This window comes from Vibrio sp. 1F255, assembly GCF_041439145.1.
GTDB classification, from domain to species: domain Bacteria; phylum Pseudomonadota; class Gammaproteobacteria; order Enterobacterales; family Vibrionaceae; genus Vibrio; species Vibrio crassostreae_C.
This window is the reverse complement of the sequence record NZ_JBGONQ010000001.1, coordinates 88,604-108,768: the sequence shown is the minus strand read 5'-3', so window position 1 is coordinate 108,768 and position 20,165 is coordinate 88,604. Positions and strand designations below refer to the sequence as shown.

At 44.5% G+C, this 20,165-nt stretch carries 19 protein-coding genes; 16 read left to right on the top strand and 3 right to left on the bottom strand.

Translation table 11 applies throughout. From position 1 onward, the window contains the following. Window positions 1-22: 22 nt before the first annotated feature. Window positions 23-337, top strand: coding sequence for a YqcC family protein (locus ACED41_RS00535; RefSeq protein ID WP_017063358.1), 315 nt, complete (start codon window positions 23-25; stop codon window positions 335-337). Continuing rightward, a complete protein-coding gene (gene truC, locus ACED41_RS00530; RefSeq protein ID WP_017060745.1) occupies window positions 337-1,086 on the top strand; it encodes a tRNA pseudouridine(65) synthase TruC in 750 nt (249 codons plus the stop codon). Before ACED41_RS00535 ends, truC begins: the two co-directional genes overlap by 1 nt. 153 nt (window positions 1,087-1,239) lie before the next feature. Here truC and ACED41_RS00525 read toward each other — a convergent pair whose 3' ends face one another. The 3 genes from ACED41_RS00525 to map all read right to left on the bottom strand — a co-directional run bounded on the left by ACED41_RS00525 (window position 1,240) and on the right by map (window position 5,443). Beyond that, window positions 1,240-1,623, bottom strand: a complete 384-nt coding sequence (locus ACED41_RS00525) for a DUF3461 family protein (RefSeq protein WP_004734354.1) — start codon at window positions 1,621-1,623, stop codon at window positions 1,240-1,242. Between the two features lie 181 nt (window positions 1,624-1,804). Further along, entirely contained in the window at window positions 1,805-4,426 is a 2,622-nt protein-coding gene (gene glnD, locus ACED41_RS00520; RefSeq protein ID WP_017060744.1) for a bifunctional uridylyltransferase/uridylyl-removing protein GlnD, read from the bottom strand. 138 nt (window positions 4,427-4,564) lie between these two features. Further along, a complete protein-coding gene (map, locus tag ACED41_RS00515; RefSeq protein WP_065583997.1) occupies window positions 4,565-5,443 on the bottom strand; it encodes a type I methionyl aminopeptidase in 879 nt (292 codons plus the stop codon). Between the two features lie 457 nt (window positions 5,444-5,900). Here map and rpsB point away from each other — a divergent pair, with 457 nt between their 5' ends. The 14 genes from rpsB to lpxB all read left to right on the top strand — a co-directional run bounded on the left by rpsB (window position 5,901) and on the right by lpxB (window position 20,164). Next, entirely contained in the window at window positions 5,901-6,632 is a 732-nt protein-coding gene (rpsB, locus tag ACED41_RS00510; RefSeq protein ID WP_009847420.1) for a 30S ribosomal protein S2, read from the top strand. Between the two features lie 138 nt (window positions 6,633-6,770). Then, window positions 6,771-7,616 (top strand): translation elongation factor Ts, encoded by an 846-nt coding sequence (gene tsf / locus ACED41_RS00505; protein ID WP_010436487.1) that lies wholly within the window; start codon window positions 6,771-6,773, stop codon window positions 7,614-7,616. Between the two features lie 155 nt (window positions 7,617-7,771). After that, entirely contained in the window at window positions 7,772-8,503 is a 732-nt protein-coding gene (gene pyrH / locus ACED41_RS00500) for a UMP kinase (RefSeq protein WP_017060742.1), read from the top strand. 98 nt (window positions 8,504-8,601) lie between these two features. After that, window positions 8,602-9,159, top strand: a complete 558-nt coding sequence (gene frr / locus ACED41_RS00495; protein ID WP_017060741.1) for a ribosome recycling factor — start codon at window positions 8,602-8,604, stop codon at window positions 9,157-9,159. A gap of 98 nt (window positions 9,160-9,257) precedes the next feature. Next, window positions 9,258-10,010, top strand: a complete 753-nt coding sequence (locus ACED41_RS00490) for an isoprenyl transferase (protein ID WP_017063364.1) — start codon at window positions 9,258-9,260, stop codon at window positions 10,008-10,010. A 15-nt stretch (window positions 10,011-10,025) separates the two neighbouring features. Continuing rightward, window positions 10,026-10,868 carry a phosphatidate cytidylyltransferase gene (locus ACED41_RS00485; protein WP_017060738.1) on the top strand — a complete coding sequence of 281 codons (843 nt, stop codon included), beginning with the start codon at window positions 10,026-10,028 and terminating at the stop codon, window positions 10,866-10,868. Between the two features lie 51 nt (window positions 10,869-10,919). Continuing rightward, complete coding sequence (gene ispC, locus ACED41_RS00480) at window positions 10,920-12,128, top strand: 1-deoxy-D-xylulose-5-phosphate reductoisomerase (RefSeq protein WP_017060737.1); 1,209 nt, start codon at window positions 10,920-10,922, stop codon at window positions 12,126-12,128. Then, window positions 12,125-13,483: a sigma E protease regulator RseP gene (gene rseP, locus ACED41_RS00475; RefSeq protein WP_017060736.1), complete on the top strand. Its 1,359-nt coding sequence runs from the start codon at window positions 12,125-12,127 to the stop codon at window positions 13,481-13,483. Before ispC ends, rseP begins: the two co-directional genes overlap by 4 nt. A 48-nt stretch (window positions 13,484-13,531) precedes the next feature. Next, window positions 13,532-15,937 carry an outer membrane protein assembly factor BamA gene (bamA, locus tag ACED41_RS00470; protein WP_017060735.1) on the top strand — a complete coding sequence of 802 codons (2,406 nt, stop codon included), beginning with the start codon at window positions 13,532-13,534 and terminating at the stop codon, window positions 15,935-15,937. A gap of 27 nt (window positions 15,938-15,964) precedes the next feature. Further along, window positions 15,965-16,465: an OmpH family outer membrane protein gene (locus ACED41_RS00465; RefSeq protein WP_017056311.1), complete on the top strand. Its 501-nt coding sequence runs from the start codon at window positions 15,965-15,967 to the stop codon at window positions 16,463-16,465. 5 nt (window positions 16,466-16,470) lie between these two features. Beyond that, a complete protein-coding gene (lpxD, locus tag ACED41_RS00460) occupies window positions 16,471-17,502 on the top strand; it encodes a UDP-3-O-(3-hydroxymyristoyl)glucosamine N-acyltransferase (RefSeq protein WP_171732507.1) in 1,032 nt (343 codons plus the stop codon). Window positions 17,503-17,595: 93 nt separating this feature from the next. Further along, complete coding sequence (fabZ, locus tag ACED41_RS00455; protein WP_009847408.1) at window positions 17,596-18,048, top strand: 3-hydroxyacyl-ACP dehydratase FabZ; 453 nt, start codon at window positions 17,596-17,598, stop codon at window positions 18,046-18,048. Window position 18,049: 1 nt separating this feature from the next. Then, window positions 18,050-18,838, top strand: coding sequence for an acyl-ACP--UDP-N-acetylglucosamine O-acyltransferase (lpxA, locus tag ACED41_RS00450; RefSeq protein ID WP_017069381.1), 789 nt, complete (start codon window positions 18,050-18,052; stop codon window positions 18,836-18,838). A gap of 129 nt (window positions 18,839-18,967) precedes the next feature. Next, entirely contained in the window at window positions 18,968-20,164 is a 1,197-nt protein-coding gene (lpxB, locus tag ACED41_RS00445) for a lipid-A-disaccharide synthase (RefSeq protein ID WP_371724319.1), read from the top strand. The last annotated feature ends 1 nt before the right edge of the window (window position 20,165 follow it).

Below are 20,165 nucleotides of genomic sequence, written 5' to 3'. Positions count from 1 at the left end.
TAGATAAATAACTTGGTGAAAAATGACAGCAGCCACAAAGTTACCTCTTTTACTTCAACAACTAGAAGAACAAATGCGCCAATGTTCGCTATGGAGCACGCTTCCGCCTTCGGATGAAGCTCTGGCGAGCGTTGAACCTTTCGGGATTGATTCGTTACAACCGGAAGAGTGGTTGCAGTGGATCTTTATCGTTAAGATCAACGCAATGATGGATGCCCAAATGAGCCTACCGAAAGGCTTTGCTATCCATCCTTATTTTGGTGAAGTGTGGAAAAATGAGGCAGACAAAGTCGAACTGCTAGTGACAATTCAGAGCATTGATGAGGTATGTGCGTAATGTTAGAGATCATTTATCAAGATGAGTACTTTGTCGCGGTGAATAAGCCCGCTGGCATGCTAGTGCATCGTTCATGGTTGGATAAACACGAAACGCAATTTGTTATGCAGACATTGCGCGATCAAATTGGTCAGCATGTATTTCCATTACACCGCTTAGACAGACCGACATCGGGTGTGTTGGTGTTTGCGTTGTCGAGTGAGGTTGCTTCACAGGTGATGCCAATGTTCGCTAATCATGAGATGCAAAAAACCTATCATGCGATTGTCCGTGGTTGGATAGAAGAGGGCGATACGCTCGATTATGCACTTAAGGTTGAGCTGGATAAGATCGCAGATAAGTTCGCGAAAGAAGACAAAGAAGCGCAAGAGGCAGTGACAGTCTATGAACCGCTAGCAAAAGTAGAAGTGCCATATTCAACAGGACGCTTTCCTACGAGCCGCTACTGCTTGGTTGAGATGATGCCAAAGACAGGTCGCAAACATCAGCTGCGTCGTCACATGGCTCATCTAAGACATCCGATTGTCGGTGATACTTCACATGGTGATGGTAAGCACAATCGACTGTTCCGTGATGATTTAGATTCGCATCGTTTGTTGTTGCACGCTTCTGAGCTTCGCTTTATCCATCCTTTCACAAAAGAAGAGTTGGTGATGAAGGCCAACCTTGATGAAACTTGGCTAAGGTTGTTTGAAACCTTTGAGTGGGATACTAACTTAATCGATGCTCAAACTTGCTTGTCTAAGTAAGTCTCGCGTGTTTAGGCAATCTCCAGTCTAAGTGAATAGAGAAAATAGAATAAAAAACAAAGGGCTGATAGTGATATCAGCCCTTTTTGTATCTGTATAACCTTAACGGCATAACTAATGTTGGTTAGTTAACAGTAATAGTTAGTCGCGGGATCATTTTAGCTTTTCAAGATCAGCTTCGATCTCAGCGATCTTGCTTGATACCACTTTCTCTAGATGGCGTAAGTCGGTAAGGATCTTCTGCTTCACATCCACCTCAGCCGTTGGCGTCGGTTTGGTGATTTTGTTGAGTTCATCAATCACAAGAGTGAGGTTGCGGTTAATCTCTGTCACTTCTTTGTATTGATTATTGCCACCGCTAACAAGCACACTTTTTACTTGTCGTGGGTACTTAAATTTAACGCTTTTCGCGAACAGTTCCCCTTTCTGCTTACGAAAGTAAATCTTCAGGATATCTTTGTGCGCTTCTTGGCGAAGGGAGTAACGTTCAATCTGTTTAGGTTCGTGGATACCTAAGCCAGTGAGGTTTGGATACATAAGCGACCTCTAGGTTATGAATGTAATACTTTTATGTAATTGACTTGATCAATGTAGCAGCCTAACGACGAGCTAGATAGTTGATATCTGTGAATTGATTGTAAGTTGTGGGCAAGATCGCTCTCTATCTTTGCCCACACTTATTTGGTTATTAAACCTGTTTTTAGACTGAATTCGCTTTCTAAGGTGCGAGTTCAGAAACGTGCTCGGTTAATCGTTCTCTTAGTGCCTGTTCTTGTTCTTCAGACAGCCTTCCTCCCGCTTCACTGGTCAGAATAAACAGATCCTCTGCTCGCTCACCTATGGTGGTGATTTTGGCACCGTGCAAGTTGATGTCTAGCTCCGCAAAGGTTGCACCGACTTGAGCCAATAACCCCGGCGTATCAAGAGCTCTTAACTCCATCAAGGTACGTTTCTTGCTCTTGGTTGGTAGGAACTCAACTAAGGTTTTGACCTTAAAGTGTTGCAAGTTACGTGGCGTGCGACGCGTCTTAATCTTAGTCGGGCGGCCATCAGTCAATACATGAGTCAGATGTTTAGCAACGGCTTTGTGTCTTGCTTCATCAATCGCTTCGCCGTGCTGGTCTAGTACGATAAAGGTATCCAAAACATGACCATCTTTGCTAACCATGACCTGCGCGTCATGAACGTTAAAGTTACGTCTGTCGAGTTCGGCAACCACGGTCGCAAACAGTGCTGCTTGGTCTTTACAATAAACGAACACTTCTGTGCCACCGCGCGTCGCTTTCTTACTGATCAGCACTAACGGTTGGCTTGGGTCTTCTAGGCGAAGTAAGTGCTCACAGTGCCAAGCGATTTGTTTATGTGTGTGACGCAAGAAATAATCGGCCTTAAAGCGTTGCCACAACACTTCAATCTCACGAGCGGTGAAGCCTTCTTTACGCAGCAGTGCTGATGCCATTTGTTGGTTGTGACGAATACGGTCTCTGACATCGACAGGGTTTTCCAAGCCGCGGCGCAGTGCTCGCTGCGTTGAGTGGAACAGCTCAGCTAACAGGGTTCGTTTCCAACTGTTCCATAGCTCAGGGTTAGTCGCACAGATATCGGCAACGGTTAAACAAACCAGTAGCTCGAGTGATTCTTCATCACGCACTTTTTTGGCGAATTCGGTGATCACATCTGGGTCGTAGATATCACGACGTTGAGCCGTTACTGACATCAATAGGTGATTTTGTACCAACCACGCGACTTGTTTGGCTTCAGGCTTCGATAGCCCGTGTTCAATACAGAAAGAGTAAGCCTCAACCGCACCTATCTCAGAGTGGTCTCCGCCGCGGCCTTTGCCGATGTCATGGAAGATAGCGGCAAGGATCAGCAACTCTTTCTTCTGTACTCGAGGATAGACTTCACAGCAGATAGGGTGCTTATCGTGGTTTTCGATTTGACCAAAGCGGTTGATGTGCTTGAGCAGGCGGATACTGTGCTCATCCACGGTGTAAACATGGAATAGGTCAAACTGCATCTGACCAACGATCTGGCTCCACTGCGGTAAGTACGCAGAGAGCACGCCCAATTTGTGCATTAAGCTAAAGGCTTTGTGCAGGGCATTAGGGTGGCGAACTAGATCCATGAACTTGTCACGAGCTTCAGGAATGGTATGCAGGAATCGGTTCAATCGACGGCGTGCCGTACGCAGTTGTCGCAGTGTTGGTGGACTTACCCCTTCGATAGTCGAGTCATTGGCAATATGGATAAACATATCGAGAATCGTTTCTGGTCTTGCTTGGAATAGGGCAGGCTTGCGCGCTTCGATCAACGAACCTCGACGTTGGAAATCACTATCGAGAATTTCAGCGTCTTGGGTTTGACCGCCATTGATGATCGCTTGATCGAACAGCTTAAGCAGCATCTTATTCAGTTCAGCAACACGACGAAGGGTTCGGTAGAACTCTTTCATCATCATCTCAACACCACGGTTTCCTTCACCCGTATAACCCAGATGTTCAGCGACTTGAGCTTGATGCGCGAACGTTAAACGGTTGTCGTAACGGCGCAGTTCAATATGCAATGCAAAGCGAACACGCCATAAAAAATCTTGGCACTCAACGAGCTCACGATATTCAGCATCGGTCAGAAAGCCGTATTTGCTCATCTCTAACAAAGAGGTCGCGCCGAAGTGGCGACGCGCAACCCAGCTCAGGGTATGGATGTCTCTGAGCCCTCCCGGAGTCGATTTGATGTCCGGTTCTAAATTATAGGTGGTGTCGTGGTAGCGAGCATGACGCTCTCTCTGTTCTTGAATCTTGGCTTTGTAAAACGTCTCACTTGGCCAAAATGAATCGGAATGAATCTTCAGTTTTAGTTCTTGGAAAGTGTCTTCACTACCACATAACAATCGCGACTCTTGTAGGTTGGTCGCGACGGTTAAATCATCGGTGCCGATATCGAGACACTCAGTAATAGTTCGCACAGCATGGCCAACTTCGAGCTTTAAATCCCAAAGTAGAGTAATGAATTGACTGACCTTTTCACCAAGAGCTGGTGGTAGTGTTTTTTGCGAGACAATGAGAATATCAATGTCAGACAAAGGATGCAGTTCGCCACGACCATAACCACCCACTGCGACAAGTGAAATATGAGGCAGTTTGTTGAATCCGAAATTTTCCCACAAACGATTGAGAAGTAAATCCATGTATTCGGAGCGCAGTAGAACCAAATCGGTGACGGGATGGTGGTTCAGAAATTCATTTTTTTGATACTGCGTGAAGATCTCGAGCTGATTTTTTAATTCGCAGATTTCAATTTGTTCGTCATTGAACGTAAGAGGGCATTGATAAGGCATAGTCTGCTATCCGTGCAAGCAAATGAGAATAGTAAACAATTTAACAGAAGCTGATGGAAAATCGAAATTGAGTGGATAAAAAATATCCTCGACAATGCGAGGATATTTTTAAAAGGCTGATGCGCTCAGTTCGGTGAACTAAGCGTTCTTCATGATACGTGGGATTGTATCATCGCTGCGCAGTGTTAGTACTTCACAACCAGTATCAGTTACAACCAGAGTGTGCTCCCATTGAGCCGAGTTCTTGCTGTCTGCTGTGTATACTGTCCAGCTATCTTCGTCATCAAGACGACAGCCAAACTTACCCGCGTTGATCATTGGCTCGATAGTGAAGCACATGCCTGCTTTTAGCACGGTGCGATCGCTGTTCTTGTAGTGAACTACTTGTGGATCTTCGTGGAATTCAGAACCAATGCCGTGACCACAGTAATCTTTAACAATAGAGAACTTAGCGCGTGGGTTGTTCTTGTTGTTTGTTTTGATGTACTTCTCGATAGCAGTACCGATTTGACCAAGTTGAACACCTGGCTTAACTTGGCGCATGCCTTCGTAAAGTGCTTCTTGAGCAACCATACATAGACGCTTGTTTGCCGGTGAAACCTCACCAACAAGGAACATCTTAGAGGTGTCACCGTGGTAACCTTGTGGACGAACGCTTAGGTCTGCATTTTCATCATCAGGAACAATCACAGTTATATCAACGTTTAGAATATCGCCATCTTTCAATACTGCAGGTTTGAATTGACCTGTGCTACCTGTCTCATCTTGTGATGCTGGAATGCCGTGACACACGATGTGGTTGATAGACGTACAGATTGACTTAGGGAAACCGTGGTAATCAAGTGGTGCTGAGTATGCGCCTCTTTCTAGAGCGTACTCGTGACAGATTTTGTTCAGTTCTTCTGTCGTTGTACCTACTTGGATGTGAGGTTCAATCATCTCTAGAATTTCAGCGGCCAGTTTGCCGGCAACGCGCATTTTTTCGATTTCTTCAGCAGTTTTAATTTTTACAGCCATTGCATATCTCTTAATTTGGTAGCACCTAAGTGTGCATATTGGGGCTATTCTATCAGTGCAGCATTTTAGCGCAACATTACCATGTCCGTACAATATTGGTGGATACTGCTCAATCTGAGTGGATAATGTTCGGTTTAATGGTGCAGCGTGATTTGAATAGGACACTATTTTACAGAGGAAATTCGCCGCCACGGTTCAGTATAGCAGTCGCCATTTTTAGAATTTTTTCTAGCCATAGATAGACAAAATATGGTATAAAGCGCGCCGGACATCAGGACTGTTTTCTCCACTTGGCGAAACAAGCTTTGTGTCCACTAACTTATTTCTTTAAATCACACACATTCCGACACATGTTCCGGGGTGCCTCAACAACATAGATAACGGCTGAAAAGTGGTTAGTTGTTAGGGGTCGGATTCATGGGGGATGTGGAGGCCTAACCCCATAGAGGATTTTAAAATGGCAACTGTATCAATGCGCGATATGCTTAAAGCTGGTGTTCACTTCGGTCACCAAACTCGTTACTGGAACCCAAAAATGAAGCCATTCATCTTTGGTGCTCGTAACAAAGTACATATCATCAACCTAGAAAAAACTGTACCAATGTTCAACGACGCTCTAGCTGAAATTGCTAAAGTTGGCGAGAAGAAAGGTAAAGTTCTTTTTGTTGGTACTAAGCGCGCTGCATCTGAAGCTGTTAAAGAAGCTGCTATCAACAGCAACCAGTTCTACGTTAACAACCGCTGGTTAGGCGGTATGCTAACGAACTACAAAACTGTTCGTCAGTCTATCAAGCGTCTGAAAGAACTTGAAGCGCAAGCTCAAGACGGTACTTTCGACAAGCTTACTAAGAAAGAAGCTCTAATGCGTACTCGTGAAATGGAGAAGCTAGAGAAATCTCTTGGTGGTATTAAGAACATGGGCGGCCTTCCAGACGCTCTATTCGTAATCGATGCTGATCACGAACACATCGCAGTTAAAGAAGCAAACAACCTAGGTATCCCAGTTTACGCTGTAGTTGATACTAACTCTAACCCAGACGGCGTTGACTTCGTTATCCCAGGTAACGATGATGCAATCCGTGCAGTACAGCTTTACCTAAACGCTGCTGCAGACGCGGTTAAAGAAGGTCGTAACAAAGATGTTGCTGCTGTAGCTGCTGAAAAAGACGGTTTTGTAGAAGCTGAATAATAGCGGCTCTGAGCCATATTTAGTTCATATTAAGCGGTCATAATCGGTGGCTTAACGGACTGAATACAGTCAATATCAGGGGCCAATTAATTAGGCCCCTGTTTTTTATCTTTTTTAGAATTTACTGAGGAATAGAGAATGGCAACTGTAACTGCAGCTCTAGTTAAAGAACTTCGTGAACGCACAGCTGCGGGCATGATGGAATGTAAAAAAGCACTTGTTGCTGCTGAAGGCGACATCGAGCTAGCAATTGAAAACATGCGTAAATCTGGCGCAGCGAAAGCAGCTAAAAAAGCTGGTAACGTTGCTGCTGAAGGCGCAATCATCATCAAAGAAGCAAACGGCGCAGCTGCTCTTCTTGAAGTTAACTGCCAAACTGATTTCGTAGCTAAAGATGCAGGTTTCCTTGCATTCGCTAACGAAGTTGCTGAAGTTGCTCTAGCAGAACGTCTAGAAATCGCTGCTCTTCAAGCTAAATTTGAAGAAGCGCGTATTGCACTAGTAACTAAGATCGGTGAAAACATCAACATCCGTCGCGTACAATTCGTTGAAGGTGTTGCACTAGCTTCTTACCGTCACGGCGAGAAAATCGGTGTTGTTGTTGCTGGTGAAGGCGAAGCTGAAACGCTTAAGCACGTTGCAATGCACGTTGCTGCATCACGTCCTGAGTTCCTAAACCCAGAAGACGTACCTGCAGACGTAGTTGAGAAAGAAAAAGCAGTTCAAGTTGAAATCGCTATGAACGAAGGCAAACCAGCTGAAATCGCAGAGAAAATGGTTGTTGGCCGTATGAAGAAATTCACGGGCGAAATCTCTCTAACTGGTCAAGCTTTCATCATGGAGCCTAAGCAAACTGTTGGCGCTATCCTGAAAGAGAAAGGCGCTTCAGTATCTGACTTCGTACGTCTAGAAGTTGGTGAAGGCATCGAGAAAGCGGCTGAAATGAGCTTCGCTGACGAAGTTGCTGCGGTACAAAAAGGTTAATCCTTAGCGTATTGTTTGAAAAAGACCGTGGCAAATGCTGCGGTCTTTTTATGAATAATGAATTATTTCCGACTTTTAGCTGTTATGAATGCAAACTGAGCTCTTCAGTTTTTATCCATGACTGTTAATCATCAACTCTTTGGAAGGTAAACTCCATGACTACGAACCCTAAACCAGTGTATCAACGTATTCTGTTAAAACTTAGCGGTGAAGCGCTACAAGGCGAAGAAGGTTTTGGTATTGACCCAACGATCCTTGATCGTATGGCTCAAGAAGTAAAAGAATTGGTTGAACTAGGCGTTCAAGTTGGTGTTGTTATCGGTGGCGGTAACTTGTTCCGTGGTGCTGGTCTTGCTGAAGCTGGCATGAACCGCGTTGTTGGTGACCACATGGGTATGCTTGCAACGGTAATGAACGGCCTTGCAATGCGTGACGCTCTTCACCGTGCTTACGTAAACGCACGTGTAATGTCTGCAATCCCTCTTAAAGGTGTGTGTGACGACTACAACTGGGCAGATGCAATCAGCCAACTACGTCAAGGTCGCGTTGTGATCTTCTCTGCTGGTACGGGTAACCCATTCTTCACTACGGATTCTGCTGCATGTCTACGTGGTATCGAAATCGAAGCTGACGTAGTTCTAAAAGCGACAAAAGTAGATGGTGTATTTACTTCTGACCCTGTAGCAAACCCAGACGCAGAGTTGTATGATACGTTGTCTTACAACACGGTTCTTGATAAAGAACTTAAAGTAATGGACTTGGCTGCATTTACGCTAGCACGTGATCACAAAATGCCAATCCGTGTATTTAACATGAATAAACCAGGCGCACTACGTCGCGTGGTTATGGGTGAAACTGAAGGTACATTAATCAGCGACGCTGACTAATTTTTCGGGCTTACTGAGGTGTTGTACCTTGGTAAGCTTATCCTTATCACTCCAAATAAAAAGCTTTCTTGAAGAAAGAACATAATCAAGGTGAAATTGTGATTAACGAAATCAAAAAAGACGCTCAAGAGCGCATGGTAAAAAGTGTTGATGCACTAAAAAACAGCCTGCAAAAGATTCGTACAGGCCGTGCGCACCCGAGCCTACTTTCTGGTCTTACTGTTGAGTACTACGGTGCTCCAACGCCTTTGACTCAAGTAGCTAACGTTATCGCTGAAGATGCACGTACACTAGCTATTACAGTGTTTGATAAAACACTGACTCCTCTAGTTGAAAAAGCAATCCTGACATCTGACCTAGGCCTAAACCCTATGTCTGCGGGTACAGTTATCCGTGTTCCACTTCCACCGCTAACGGAAGAGCGTCGTAAAGACCTAGTTAAAATCGTTCGTGGCGAAGCTGAAGGTGGCCGTGTTGCTATCCGTAACATCCGTCGTGACGCGAATGGCGATCTAAAAGCACTTCTTAAAGATAAAGAAATCTCTGAAGATGAAGATCGTAAAGCACAAGACGAAATTCAAAAGCTAACTGACGCTGCGGTTAAGAACGTAGACGAAGTTCTAGCTGTTAAAGAAAAAGAGTTGATGGAAGTTTAATTTTCCATATTCTTTTCTTTCCGGAAAAACGCTGTACTCACGGTGCAGCGTTTTTTTATGCTACTCTGTTCGACTATTAGAATTTGATTCACTCTTTTATGCATAATTCTCAAGCGTTCACAGACTCTCTTCCTAAACACATTGCTATCATTATGGATGGTAATGGTCGCTGGGCAAAAGCTCAGGGCAAGCCTCGCGTCTTTGGCCATAAAAACGGTGTTCAAGCCGTTCGTAAAACTATCTCTTCTGCAGCCAGACTTGGCATTAAAGCCGTTACTCTTTTTGCATTTAGTAGCGAAAACTGGCGTCGTCCTGAAGAAGAAGTCGGTATCTTGATGGAACTGTTTATTTCAGTGCTGTCGAGTGAAGTTAAAAAGCTTCATAAAAATAATCTACAACTTCGTGTTATTGGTGATAAAAGTCGTTTCAATGATCGACTACAAAAGAAGATAGAAGAAGCGGAAGCTTTGACTAGCACCAATACGGGTATGGTTATTAATATTGCAGCTAACTACGGCGGTAAGTGGGATATTCAGCAAGCAATGACCTCTATTGCTCAACAGGTAAAGTCTGGCGATATTAATGTAGATGACATTGATGAAGCTATGATTACACAGCACCTGACGATGGCAGATATTCCTGAGGTTGATCTACTTATCCGTACCAGTGGCGAATGCCGCATTAGTAATTTTATGCTTTGGCAGTTGGCTTACGCCGAAATGTATTTCACTGAACAATTCTGGCCAGACTTTAATGAAGACAGCTTAGTAGAAGCTGTGACTTGGTTTGTTAACCGTGAGCGTCGTTTTGGATGCACCGGTGAGCAAATTAAAGCTTTGATGGACAGTTAATAAGGATTTTTTGGTTTGAAACAACGAATTATTACGGCGTTGATTTTAGCTCCCCTAGTTATTCTAGGTATTTTCGAGTTATCACTTCCTACATTTATTCTTTCACTAGCGGTAATCTCGCTATTGGGTTTTTGGGAGTGGACTCAGTTTGTGGAAAGCAAATCGCGTTATTTAGCGTTGATTCCAACGGTTGTGGTTAGTGCTGCAAGTTTTTCTTTTATCCCTTTTGATGCATTTAGCCTTAATAACTTGTCTACTGCTCACTACGCCATTCTAACGATTGGCTCGATTTGGTGGGTAATCGCGAGTGGCATGGCGGTGACTTATCCTAAGTCTATGCCTGCATGGAAAGACTCTTCTCTTCTTCGTCACGCCTTTGGTGTGCTGACTCTGCTGCCATTCTTCTGGAGTGTGGTTATCCTGCGTGCTAACGGTATCGATGCTGATCCTTACCACGGTGCTAAACTGGTGATGTTTGTTTGCTTGCTTGTTTGGGCTGCAGATAGCGGCGCATACTTTTCAGGAAAGAGTTTTGGTAAGCGTAAAATGGCACCAGCGGTAAGCCCTAATAAGACGATTGAAGGTCTTATCGGTGGCATTATTACTGCGGTGATCGTGGCTTGGATCTTTGCTGATTTGTTTGATATCCAATTCACAAGCCCACTTCACATGATTGTTATTACCCTTGTGACCGTTGTTATTTCTGTTCTAGGTGACCTTGTTGAAAGCATGTTTAAGCGTGTTTCTGGGGTGAAAGACAGCAGTAATCTGATTCCTGGTCATGGTGGTATACTAGATAGAATAGATAGCTTAACGGCTGCATTCCCTGTCTTTGCTCTGCTTTATTTAGCATTCTAATAAAAAAGGGCAGTGATTCTGCCCTTTATTACATTTCTACGGTCATATGTGATGCGAAATCTAACTATCCTTGGCGCTACCGGCTCAATTGGTGCAAGTACACTAAAAGTCGTTGAGCAAAACCCAGATCTCTATTCAGTGGTTGCACTGGCTGCAGGCTCGAATGTTGAAAAGATGCTGGCGTTAGTTGAAAAGTGGCAACCAAGCTATGTTGCTATGGCTTGCTCTGATGCAGCGTCTCAACTGACTGAAGTGTTGTCCGTGAGTTACCCTAACGTAAAAGTACTTTCAGGCACTGAAGGCATGTGTCAGGTTGCTTCTCTAGAGGAAGTGGACACGGTAATGGCCGCGATTGTTGGTGCCGCTGGTTTACTTCCTACTATGTCTGCGGTTAAAGCGGGCAAGCGTATCTTGCTTGCAAACAAAGAAGCTTTGGTGATGTCTGGGCAGTTGTTTATCGACGCCGTGGAAAAATACGGTGCAGAGCTGCTTCCTGTCGATAGCGAGCATAATGCTATTTTCCAATGCCTTCCGCAGAACGTACAAACTAACCTAGGCCGCTGTAACCTTGAAGAAAACGGCATTAACCATATTCTTCTGACTGGTTCTGGTGGTCCTTTCCGTTATACCGATGTGGCTGAACTCGAATCAGTGACTCCTGAACGCGCAATTGCACACCCTAACTGGTCTATGGGGCCTAAGATCTCTGTCGATTCTGCGACTATGATGAATAAAGGGCTAGAGTACATTGAAGCGAAATGGCTATTTAATGCTTCTCAGGAGCAGTTAAAGGTCATCATTCACCCGCAGTCTGTGATTCACTCGATGGTTCAGTACAAGGATGGCTCTGTGCTTGCTCAAATGGGCGAACCAGATATGGCAACGCCAATCGCTTTGACGATGTCTTACCCTAATCGTACCGAGGCGGGTGTTAAGCCTTTAGACTTTACTAAAGTGGGTGAGCTTACCTTCTTAGAACCAGATTTCAGTCGTTACCCGTGTTTGAGGTTAGCGATTGAAGCGTGCTACTTAGGTCAGCATGCGACAACAGCCATTAATGCAGCAAACGAGATCGCGGTCGATGCTTTCTTGAACAATCAGGTGAAGTTTACCGATATTGCTGTCATTAACGAACACGTTATGAGCAAAGTATGTGAACAACATAACTCTGAGGGTTTAGATAGCTTGGAAAGCCTTCTCGAGCTCGATAATATGTCTCGTCAAATAGCCATTCAATTTATTAAAGAGCAGCTAGCATGAGTGGAATTCTGTGGAACTTCGCATCTTTTATCGTAGCGCTTGGCATTCTGGTTGCTGTTCATGAGTTTGGACACTTCTGGGTCGCTCGTCGTTGTGGTGTGAAAGTTGAAAAATTCTCGATTGGTTTTGGTAAATCAATCTGGAGTAAAGTGGGCCGTGATGGTACTGAATACAGCTTGTCAGTGATTCCACTGGGCGGCTACGTTAAGATGCTCGATGGTCGTGTTGACGATCTTTCTGAAGATCAACAGCAGTACGCTTTCGACAAGAAGCCGCTTTGGAAACGAACGGCGATTGTGGGTGCAGGCCCTGCATTCAACTTTATCTTTGCGGTGTTCGCGTATTGGTTAGTATTTTTGATTGGCGTACCCGCGGTTAAGCCCGTGATTGGTGAAGTCACTCCACAATCTATTGCTGCACAAGCCGGAATTGAAACTGGAATGGAACTTAAATCTATTTCAGGAATCAAAACCGCAGATTGGGAATCAGTCAATATGGGGTTGATATCGCACATTGGTGATCAATCCATGACAGTGACGGTTGCTTCTCAAGACGACATCGGCTTTGAGCAACAAATGACATTGGATATTTCAGACTGGTCGTTCAACCCAGAAACTGAATCTGCAATGACAACGCTGGGCTTTAGACCGTATTCTCCAGAGATATCGACCGTACTGGCTCAAATCATTGATGATGGCGCTGCATACGATGCAGGTCTTGAAGCTGGCGATAAAATTGTTGAGATTAACGGGCAACCTATTGAACAGTGGCAGTCGGTTGTTGAGTTAATTCGTGCTAATCCAATGACATCATTGGACTTGGTCGTATTGCGAAATGGTGCCGAGCAGTCATTGGTTATGACACCAAAAAGTCGAGAGCTTTCTGATGGTTCGACAATCGGCTATGCAGGTATTGCTCCGGAAGTCGCAGAATGGCCAGAAGATTATCGCTTTGAGTTACAATTTGGTGTAATTGAGTCTGTAGGAAAAGCATTTGATAAAACAGGTCAAATCATTGGATTGACACTGACAATGCTTAAGAAGCTCATCGTTGGTGATGTTGGCTTAAACAACTTGAGTGGCCCTATTTCAATCGCTAAAGGTGCAGGTACAACCGCCGATTATGGTCTGGTTTACTTCTTGGGCTTTTTGGCTCTGATTAGTGTTAACTTAGGGATTATTAATTTGGTTCCGCTGCCTATGCTTGATGGCGGACATTTGCTGTTTTTCGCTATTGAGGCCGTTACTCGTAAACCGGTACCTGAGAAAGTTCAGGAAATGGGATACAGAGTGGGAGGGGCAATCCTCTTCTCATTGATGGCTCTGGCAATATTTAACGATTTTACTCGTCTGTGAATGGTTTCTCACAGGCATTGGTAGTAGCAAGGAATAATTAGAATAAGTATGGCGATTAAGCAAATTCTGTTCGCAAGTCTATTGGCCACTAGTGTGGCTGCGAACGGAGCACAAAACTTTGTAGTTCAAGATATCAAGATCGAAGGTTTACAGCGTGTTGCACTTGGTGCAGCTCTACTGAAAATGCCAGTACGTATTGGCGATGAAGTGGATGAAAGCGATGTGTCTGAGATCATTCGTGCATTGTATGCTTCGGGCAACTTTGAGGACGTTAAAGTCCTTCGTGATGAAGGTGTATTGATTGTTCAAGTTCAAGAACGACCGACCATCGCAAGCATCTCATTCTCTGGTAATAAAGCGATTAAAGAAGAACAGCTTCAGCAGAACCTAGATGCGTCTGGTGTTCGTGAAGGTGAAGCCCTTGACCGTACTACGCTGAGTAACATTGAAAAAGGCCTTGAAGATTTTTACTACAGTGTTGGTAAGTACAACGCGACAGTAAAAGCGGTTGTGACACCTCTGCCACGTAACCGTTCTGACCTTAAGTTTGTGTTTACTGAGGGCGTATCCGCTAAGATTCAGCAAATCAACTTTATCGGTAATGAAGTCTTCTCTGACTCTGAACTGCTTAGTCGTTTCAATCTGAATGTTGATGTTGCATGGTGGAATTTCCTTGCGGATGAAAAATACCAAAAGCAAGTATTAGCCGGTGATATCGAAGCGCTGAAATCTTACTACCTTGACCGTGGTTACCTTAAGTTTAAGGTTGACTCTACGCAGGTGGCGATCTCTCCAGACAAAAAAGGTGTTTACATCACGCTTGGCCTCGATGAAGGCGAAGCCTACACCGTTAAAGATGTCTCTTTCCGTGGTGAATTAATCGGTCGTGAGGCTGACTTCGAAGCGTTAGTGCCATTCGAAGACGGCGATACGTACAACGGTTCTTCGGTAACGTCTTTGGAAGAGAACGTAAAACGAATTCTTGGTGAATCTGGCTACGCGTACCCACAAGTTCGCACGATTCCTGAATTTGACGATGAGACCAAAGAAGTGTCGTTGGTTATCAATGTAGAAGCGGGCAGCCGTATCTATGTTCGTGATATTCGATTCACGGGTAACAACTCAACGAAAGACGAAGTACTGCGTCGTGAAATGCGTCAAATGGAAGGCAGCTGGCTTAACTCTAAGTCCATTGATACCGGTAAGAGCCGTCTTAACCGTTTAGGTTTCTTTGAAACGGTTGATGTACAAACAGTGCGTGTTCCTGGCAGTGAAGACCAAGTTGATTTGGTTTACAACGTTAAGGAAGCGAACTCAGGCAGTATCAACTTTGGTGTCGGCTACGGTACTGAATCTGGTGTGAGTTTCCAAGTTGGCCTGCAACAAGACAACTTTGCGGGCTCTGGTAACCGTGTTGGCGTAAGTGCCATGATGAACGATTACCAAAAAAACGTGAGCTTAGACTACCGTGACCCATACTGGAACCTGGATGGTGTGAGCTTAGGCGGTAAGATCTTCTACAACGAATTTGAAGCCTCTGAAGCGGGCATCGTCGACTATACCAACCAAAGTTATGGTACGAGCTTAACCTGGGGTTTCCCTATGGATGAGCTGAACCGCATTGAGTTCGGTGTTGGCTATACGCACAACAAGATCGGTAACGTACCGACTTATATCCAGGTTGAACAGTTTGCGAGAAGTATCGACCAATACGGTGATGAGCACATCTTAACTGATGACTTCGATATCAATATCTCTTGGACGCGTAACAACTTGAACCGTGGTTTCTTCCCAACAGAGGGTAACCACCAACGTGCTTTCGCTAAAATGACGGTACCAGGCTCTGATGCTCAGTACTTCAAAATGCAGTACGATGTAAAACATTACATCCCGCTGACCAAAAAGCATGAGTTCACACTATTGATGCGTGGCCGATTAGGCTATGGTAATGGTTATGGTCAAACAGATGGTAACGATAACTTGTTCCCATTCTACGAGAACTACTACGCAGGTGGTTTTACAACCCTACGTGGCTTTGGTTCTAACTCAGCTGGCCCGAAAGCCGTTTACGGAAGCAGCACAGGTAACAACCCAACCTATGATACCGCTACTGATGATTCAGTGGGTGGTAACGCGGTTGCCTTAGCAAGCTTAGAGTTAATTGTACCAACGCCGTTTGCTTCTGATGAAGCGCGCAGCCAGATTCGAACCAGTGTTTTCTTCGACATGGCAAGTGTATGGGACACAGAGTTCGTAGACCGCGGCGCACCAAATAGTGGCAGCCAGTACTACTACGATTACTCTGACCCAACAAATTACCGTTCATCTTATGGTGCCGCTCTTCAATGGATGTCACCAATGGGCCCACTGGTTTTCTCTCTAGCGAAACCAATTAAAGTTTACGAAGGTGATGATGAAGAGTTCTTCACATTTACCATTGGTAGAACTTTCTAATATTTAAAGGACAATATTTTGAAAAATATGATTAAAGCAGCAGGTTTAGGCCTTGTAGTTCTTAGCTCTTCTTTCTTTGCAACAGCTGCTGAAGCTGCGCAAAAAGTGGGTTATGTAAACACTGCACAAGTATTCCAGGCTCTACCTCAGCGTGAAGTTGTTCTTCAAAAAATGCAGGAAGAGTTCAAAGATAAAGCGGCTGAGCTACAGAGCATTCAAGCTGAAGCGAAAACCAAGATTGAAAAGCTTAAGCGTGATGGCGAGCTACTAGGTCCTGACGAAGTTGAAAAGCTACGTATCGAAGTAGGCCAACTAGACAGCAAGTACAAAATCAAAGCTCAAGCACTAGAAAAAGCAAGCCAACGTCGTGAAGCACAAGAGAAGCAGAAGCTATTCAAAGTGATTCAAGATGCTGTAACGAAAGTTGCAGAGAAAGAAGGCTACGACATGATCGTTGATATTCAAGCTCTGCAATACGGCAAGCCAGAATACAACATCTCTGAGAAAGTAATTAAAGCACTGAAATAAGTTTTATGAAGAATCTGACTTTAGCCGAATTGGCAACGATTACCGGGGGAGAGCTACACGGAGATGGTACAATTACCGTTTCAGCAGTCGCTCCGATGGATAAAGCGCAAGAAGGTAACATTACGTTCCTTTCTAACGTGAAGTACAGCAAGCACCTAGGTGACTGTAAAGCGTCCGCTATTATGGTTAAAGAGAGTGAGCGTGAACTGTGCAAGACTAACGTGATTGTGGTTAATGACCCTTATGTTGCTTTTGCTAAAGTTGCTCAAGCGCTTGATACTACTCCTGCTCCCGCAGCGGCTATTGCTGATTCTGCTTCAATCTCTAGCGAAGCAACCATTGGACAAAATGTGTCTATTGGCGCGAACGCTGTGATTGAGTCTGGTGTAGTACTTAGTGATGATGTGATCATCGGTGCTGGTTGCTTTATTGGTAAAAATGCAAAAATTGGCGCAGGCACTAAGCTGTGGGCTAACGTAAGTGTTTACCATGAAGTTGTGATTGGTGAAGGATGTCTGATCCAATCAAGTACTGTTATTGGCTCTGATGGCTTTGGCTATGCGAACGAGAAAGGTGAGTGGGTTAAGATCCCGCAAGTGGGTTCTGTTCGCATTGGTAACCGCGTAGAAATCGGCGCGTGTACTACCATTGACCGTGGTGCATTAGATGACACAATCATTGAAGATAACGTTATCTTAGATAACCAACTTCAAATTGCTCACAATGTTCACATCGGATATGGTTCTGCTCTTGCGGGTGGTACTATCATCGCAGGCAGCACGACGATAGGTAAGTACTGTATTATTGGTGGCGGCAGTGTGATTAATGGTCACATTGAAATCGTTGATGGCGTTACAATCACCGGTATGGGGATGGTAATGCGCAGCATCACTGAGAAAGGCATGTACTCTTCAGGTATTCCTTTACAGCCAAATAAAGATTGGCGTAAAACAGCAACGCGTGTTCATCGAATTGATGAAATGAACAAGCGTTTGAAAACCGTTGAAAAACTTATCGAGAAGAGCGCGGAATCATAATTCCAGCATTTCTAATAAAAGGCTCGCGTACAGCGAGTCTTTTTCGTTTATAATCCTTCTAATTAAATAAAGAATATATATAGGAATACGACTTTGACTACTGAACAGACAACGATGAACATTACTGAAATTCAGGAACTATTACCTCATCGCTACCCATTCTTAATGGTTGATCGTGTGACTAGCTTTGAAAAAGAAAAAACACTGACTGCGATTAAGAATGTCTCTGTTAACGAACCTCAGTTCACAGGCCACTTCCCACAACTTCCTGTATTCCCAGGCGTGTTGATCTTAGAAGCAATGGCACAAGCAACAGGCCTTCTAGCATTTAAATCTTTTGGTGCGCCTTCTGGCAACGAGCTTTACTACTTTGCAAGTGTTGATAAAGCAAAATTCCGTAAGCCAGTAGTACCTGGTGACCAACTGGTTATCGAAGTTGAATTTTTAAAAGAACGTCGTGGCATCGCATCGTTTAATGGTGTTGCTAAGGTTGACGGCGTAGTTGTATGTTCAGCTGAACTTAAATGTGCTCGTAGAGAGTTTTAATATGATTCATGAAACAGCGAAAATTCACCCGGCAGCAGTAATCGAAGGTGATGTAACTATCGGTGCTAACGTGACGGTTGGGCCTTTCACTTACATTGCTGGTAACGTGACCATTGGAGACGACACTGAAGTGATGTCGCACGTTGTGATCAAAGGTCACACAACCATTGGTAAAGAAAACCGTATCTTCCCACACGCTGTTATCGGTGAAGAAAACCAAGATAAGAAATACGGCGGCGAAGACACAACAGTTGTGATCGGTGATCGCAACGTAATTCGTGAAGCGGTTCAAATCCATCGTGGTACGGTTCAAGACAAAGCAACCACAGTGATTGGTGATGACAACTTACTTTGTGTTAATGCTCACGTAGCGCACGATGTTATTGTTGGTAACCACACACACATTGGTAACAACGCTATTCTTGGCGGTCATGTAACGGTTGGCGACTACGCTGGTGTTATGGCACTTTCTGCGATTCACCCATTCTGCTCAATTGGTGCTTACGCATACATTGGTGGCTGTTCTGCAGTTGTTCAAGATGTACTGCCGTACGTGCTTGCACAGGGTAACCACGCGGCTCCATTCGGCCTTAACCTAGTAGGCTTGAAGCGTAACGGATTTGAGAAACCTGAAATTCGTGCACTACAGAAAGCGTACAAAGAGCTATACCGTTCAGGTAAAACACTTGAAGAAGCGAAAGCGGCTTTAGTGGAAATGGCAAAAGAGTTTACTTCGGTAGTTCCTATGCTTGAAATGCTAGAGAACTCTGAGCGCGGTATTATTCGTTAATACTCGATGTGGTTATGTACCAATCCGCGTAAGTATGACAATAATTACTTAATCAGATTGGTATAACAAAAAGATCGCTAATCATTAGGCGATCTTTTTTGTTTTAGGCAAGAAGGGAATTGGAAAACTATGGCACAGCAAGAAACAGCAACCAACAGCACGGACTTTGTTTCGAATGAACCACTGCGCGTAGGTATCGTTGTCGGAGAACTCTCTGGTGACACGCTTGGCGAAGGTTTTATCAAAGCAATCAAATCGCAGTACCCGAACGCTGAATTCGTGGGTATTGGCGGACCAAAAATGAAGGCGCTTGGTTGTGAGTCTCTTTTCGAGATGGAAGAGCTGGCTGTCATGGGCTTAGTTGAAGTACTTGGCCGTTTACCTCGCTTATTAAAAGTGAAAGCAGAGCTGGTAAAGTATTTCACTCAAAACCCGCCAGATGTGTTTGTGGGTATCGATGCGCCTGACTTCAACCTAAGACTTGAACTCGATCTTAAGAACGCCGGCATTAAAACGGTTCATTACGTGAGCCCTTCCGTGTGGGCTTGGCGTCCTAAACGTATCTTTAAAATCGACAAAGCAACCGACTTGGTTTTGGCCTTCCTGCCATTTGAGAAAGCGTTTTATGATAAATACAACGTTGCCTGTGAATTTGTTGGTCACACGTTAGCTGATGCTATTCCTTTAGAACCAAGCAAACAAGATGCACGTGAGCTGTTAGGCTTAGATCAAGACAAGCAATGGTTAGCTGTATTGCCGGGTAGTCGTGGTGGTGAGATGGGTTTGATTGCTCAACCATTTATCGAAACTTGCCAACGTACCAAGCAGAAGTATCCGGATATCAATTTTGTTGTTGCGCTCGTTAACGAACAGCGTAAAAAGCAGTTTACTGAAATCTGGCAATCGACCGCACCTGAGCTTGAATTCACGTTAGTCGAAGATACGGCAACCAACGTGATTACCGCCGCTGATTCTGTGCTCTTGGCTTCAGGTACCGTGGCTCTTGAATGTATGTTGCTTAAACGCCCTATGGTGGTTGGTTACAAAGTAAATAAGCTGACGGGTTACATTGTTAAGAAATTGGCGATCACTGAGTTTGTGTCACTGCCGAATATTTTGGCTGGTGAAGAGATCGTGAAAGAGCATATTCTTGAAGAGTGCCACCCAGACTTTTTGTTCCCGTCTGTCGATAAAATGCTATCAGCCGATAACAGTGCCTTGATCGAACGCTTTACCGAGATGCATCACTGGATCCGTAAAGACGCAGACAAACAAGCCGCTAACGCAGTATTGAAATTGATTGACCGACCTTTTGTTGAAGCATAAA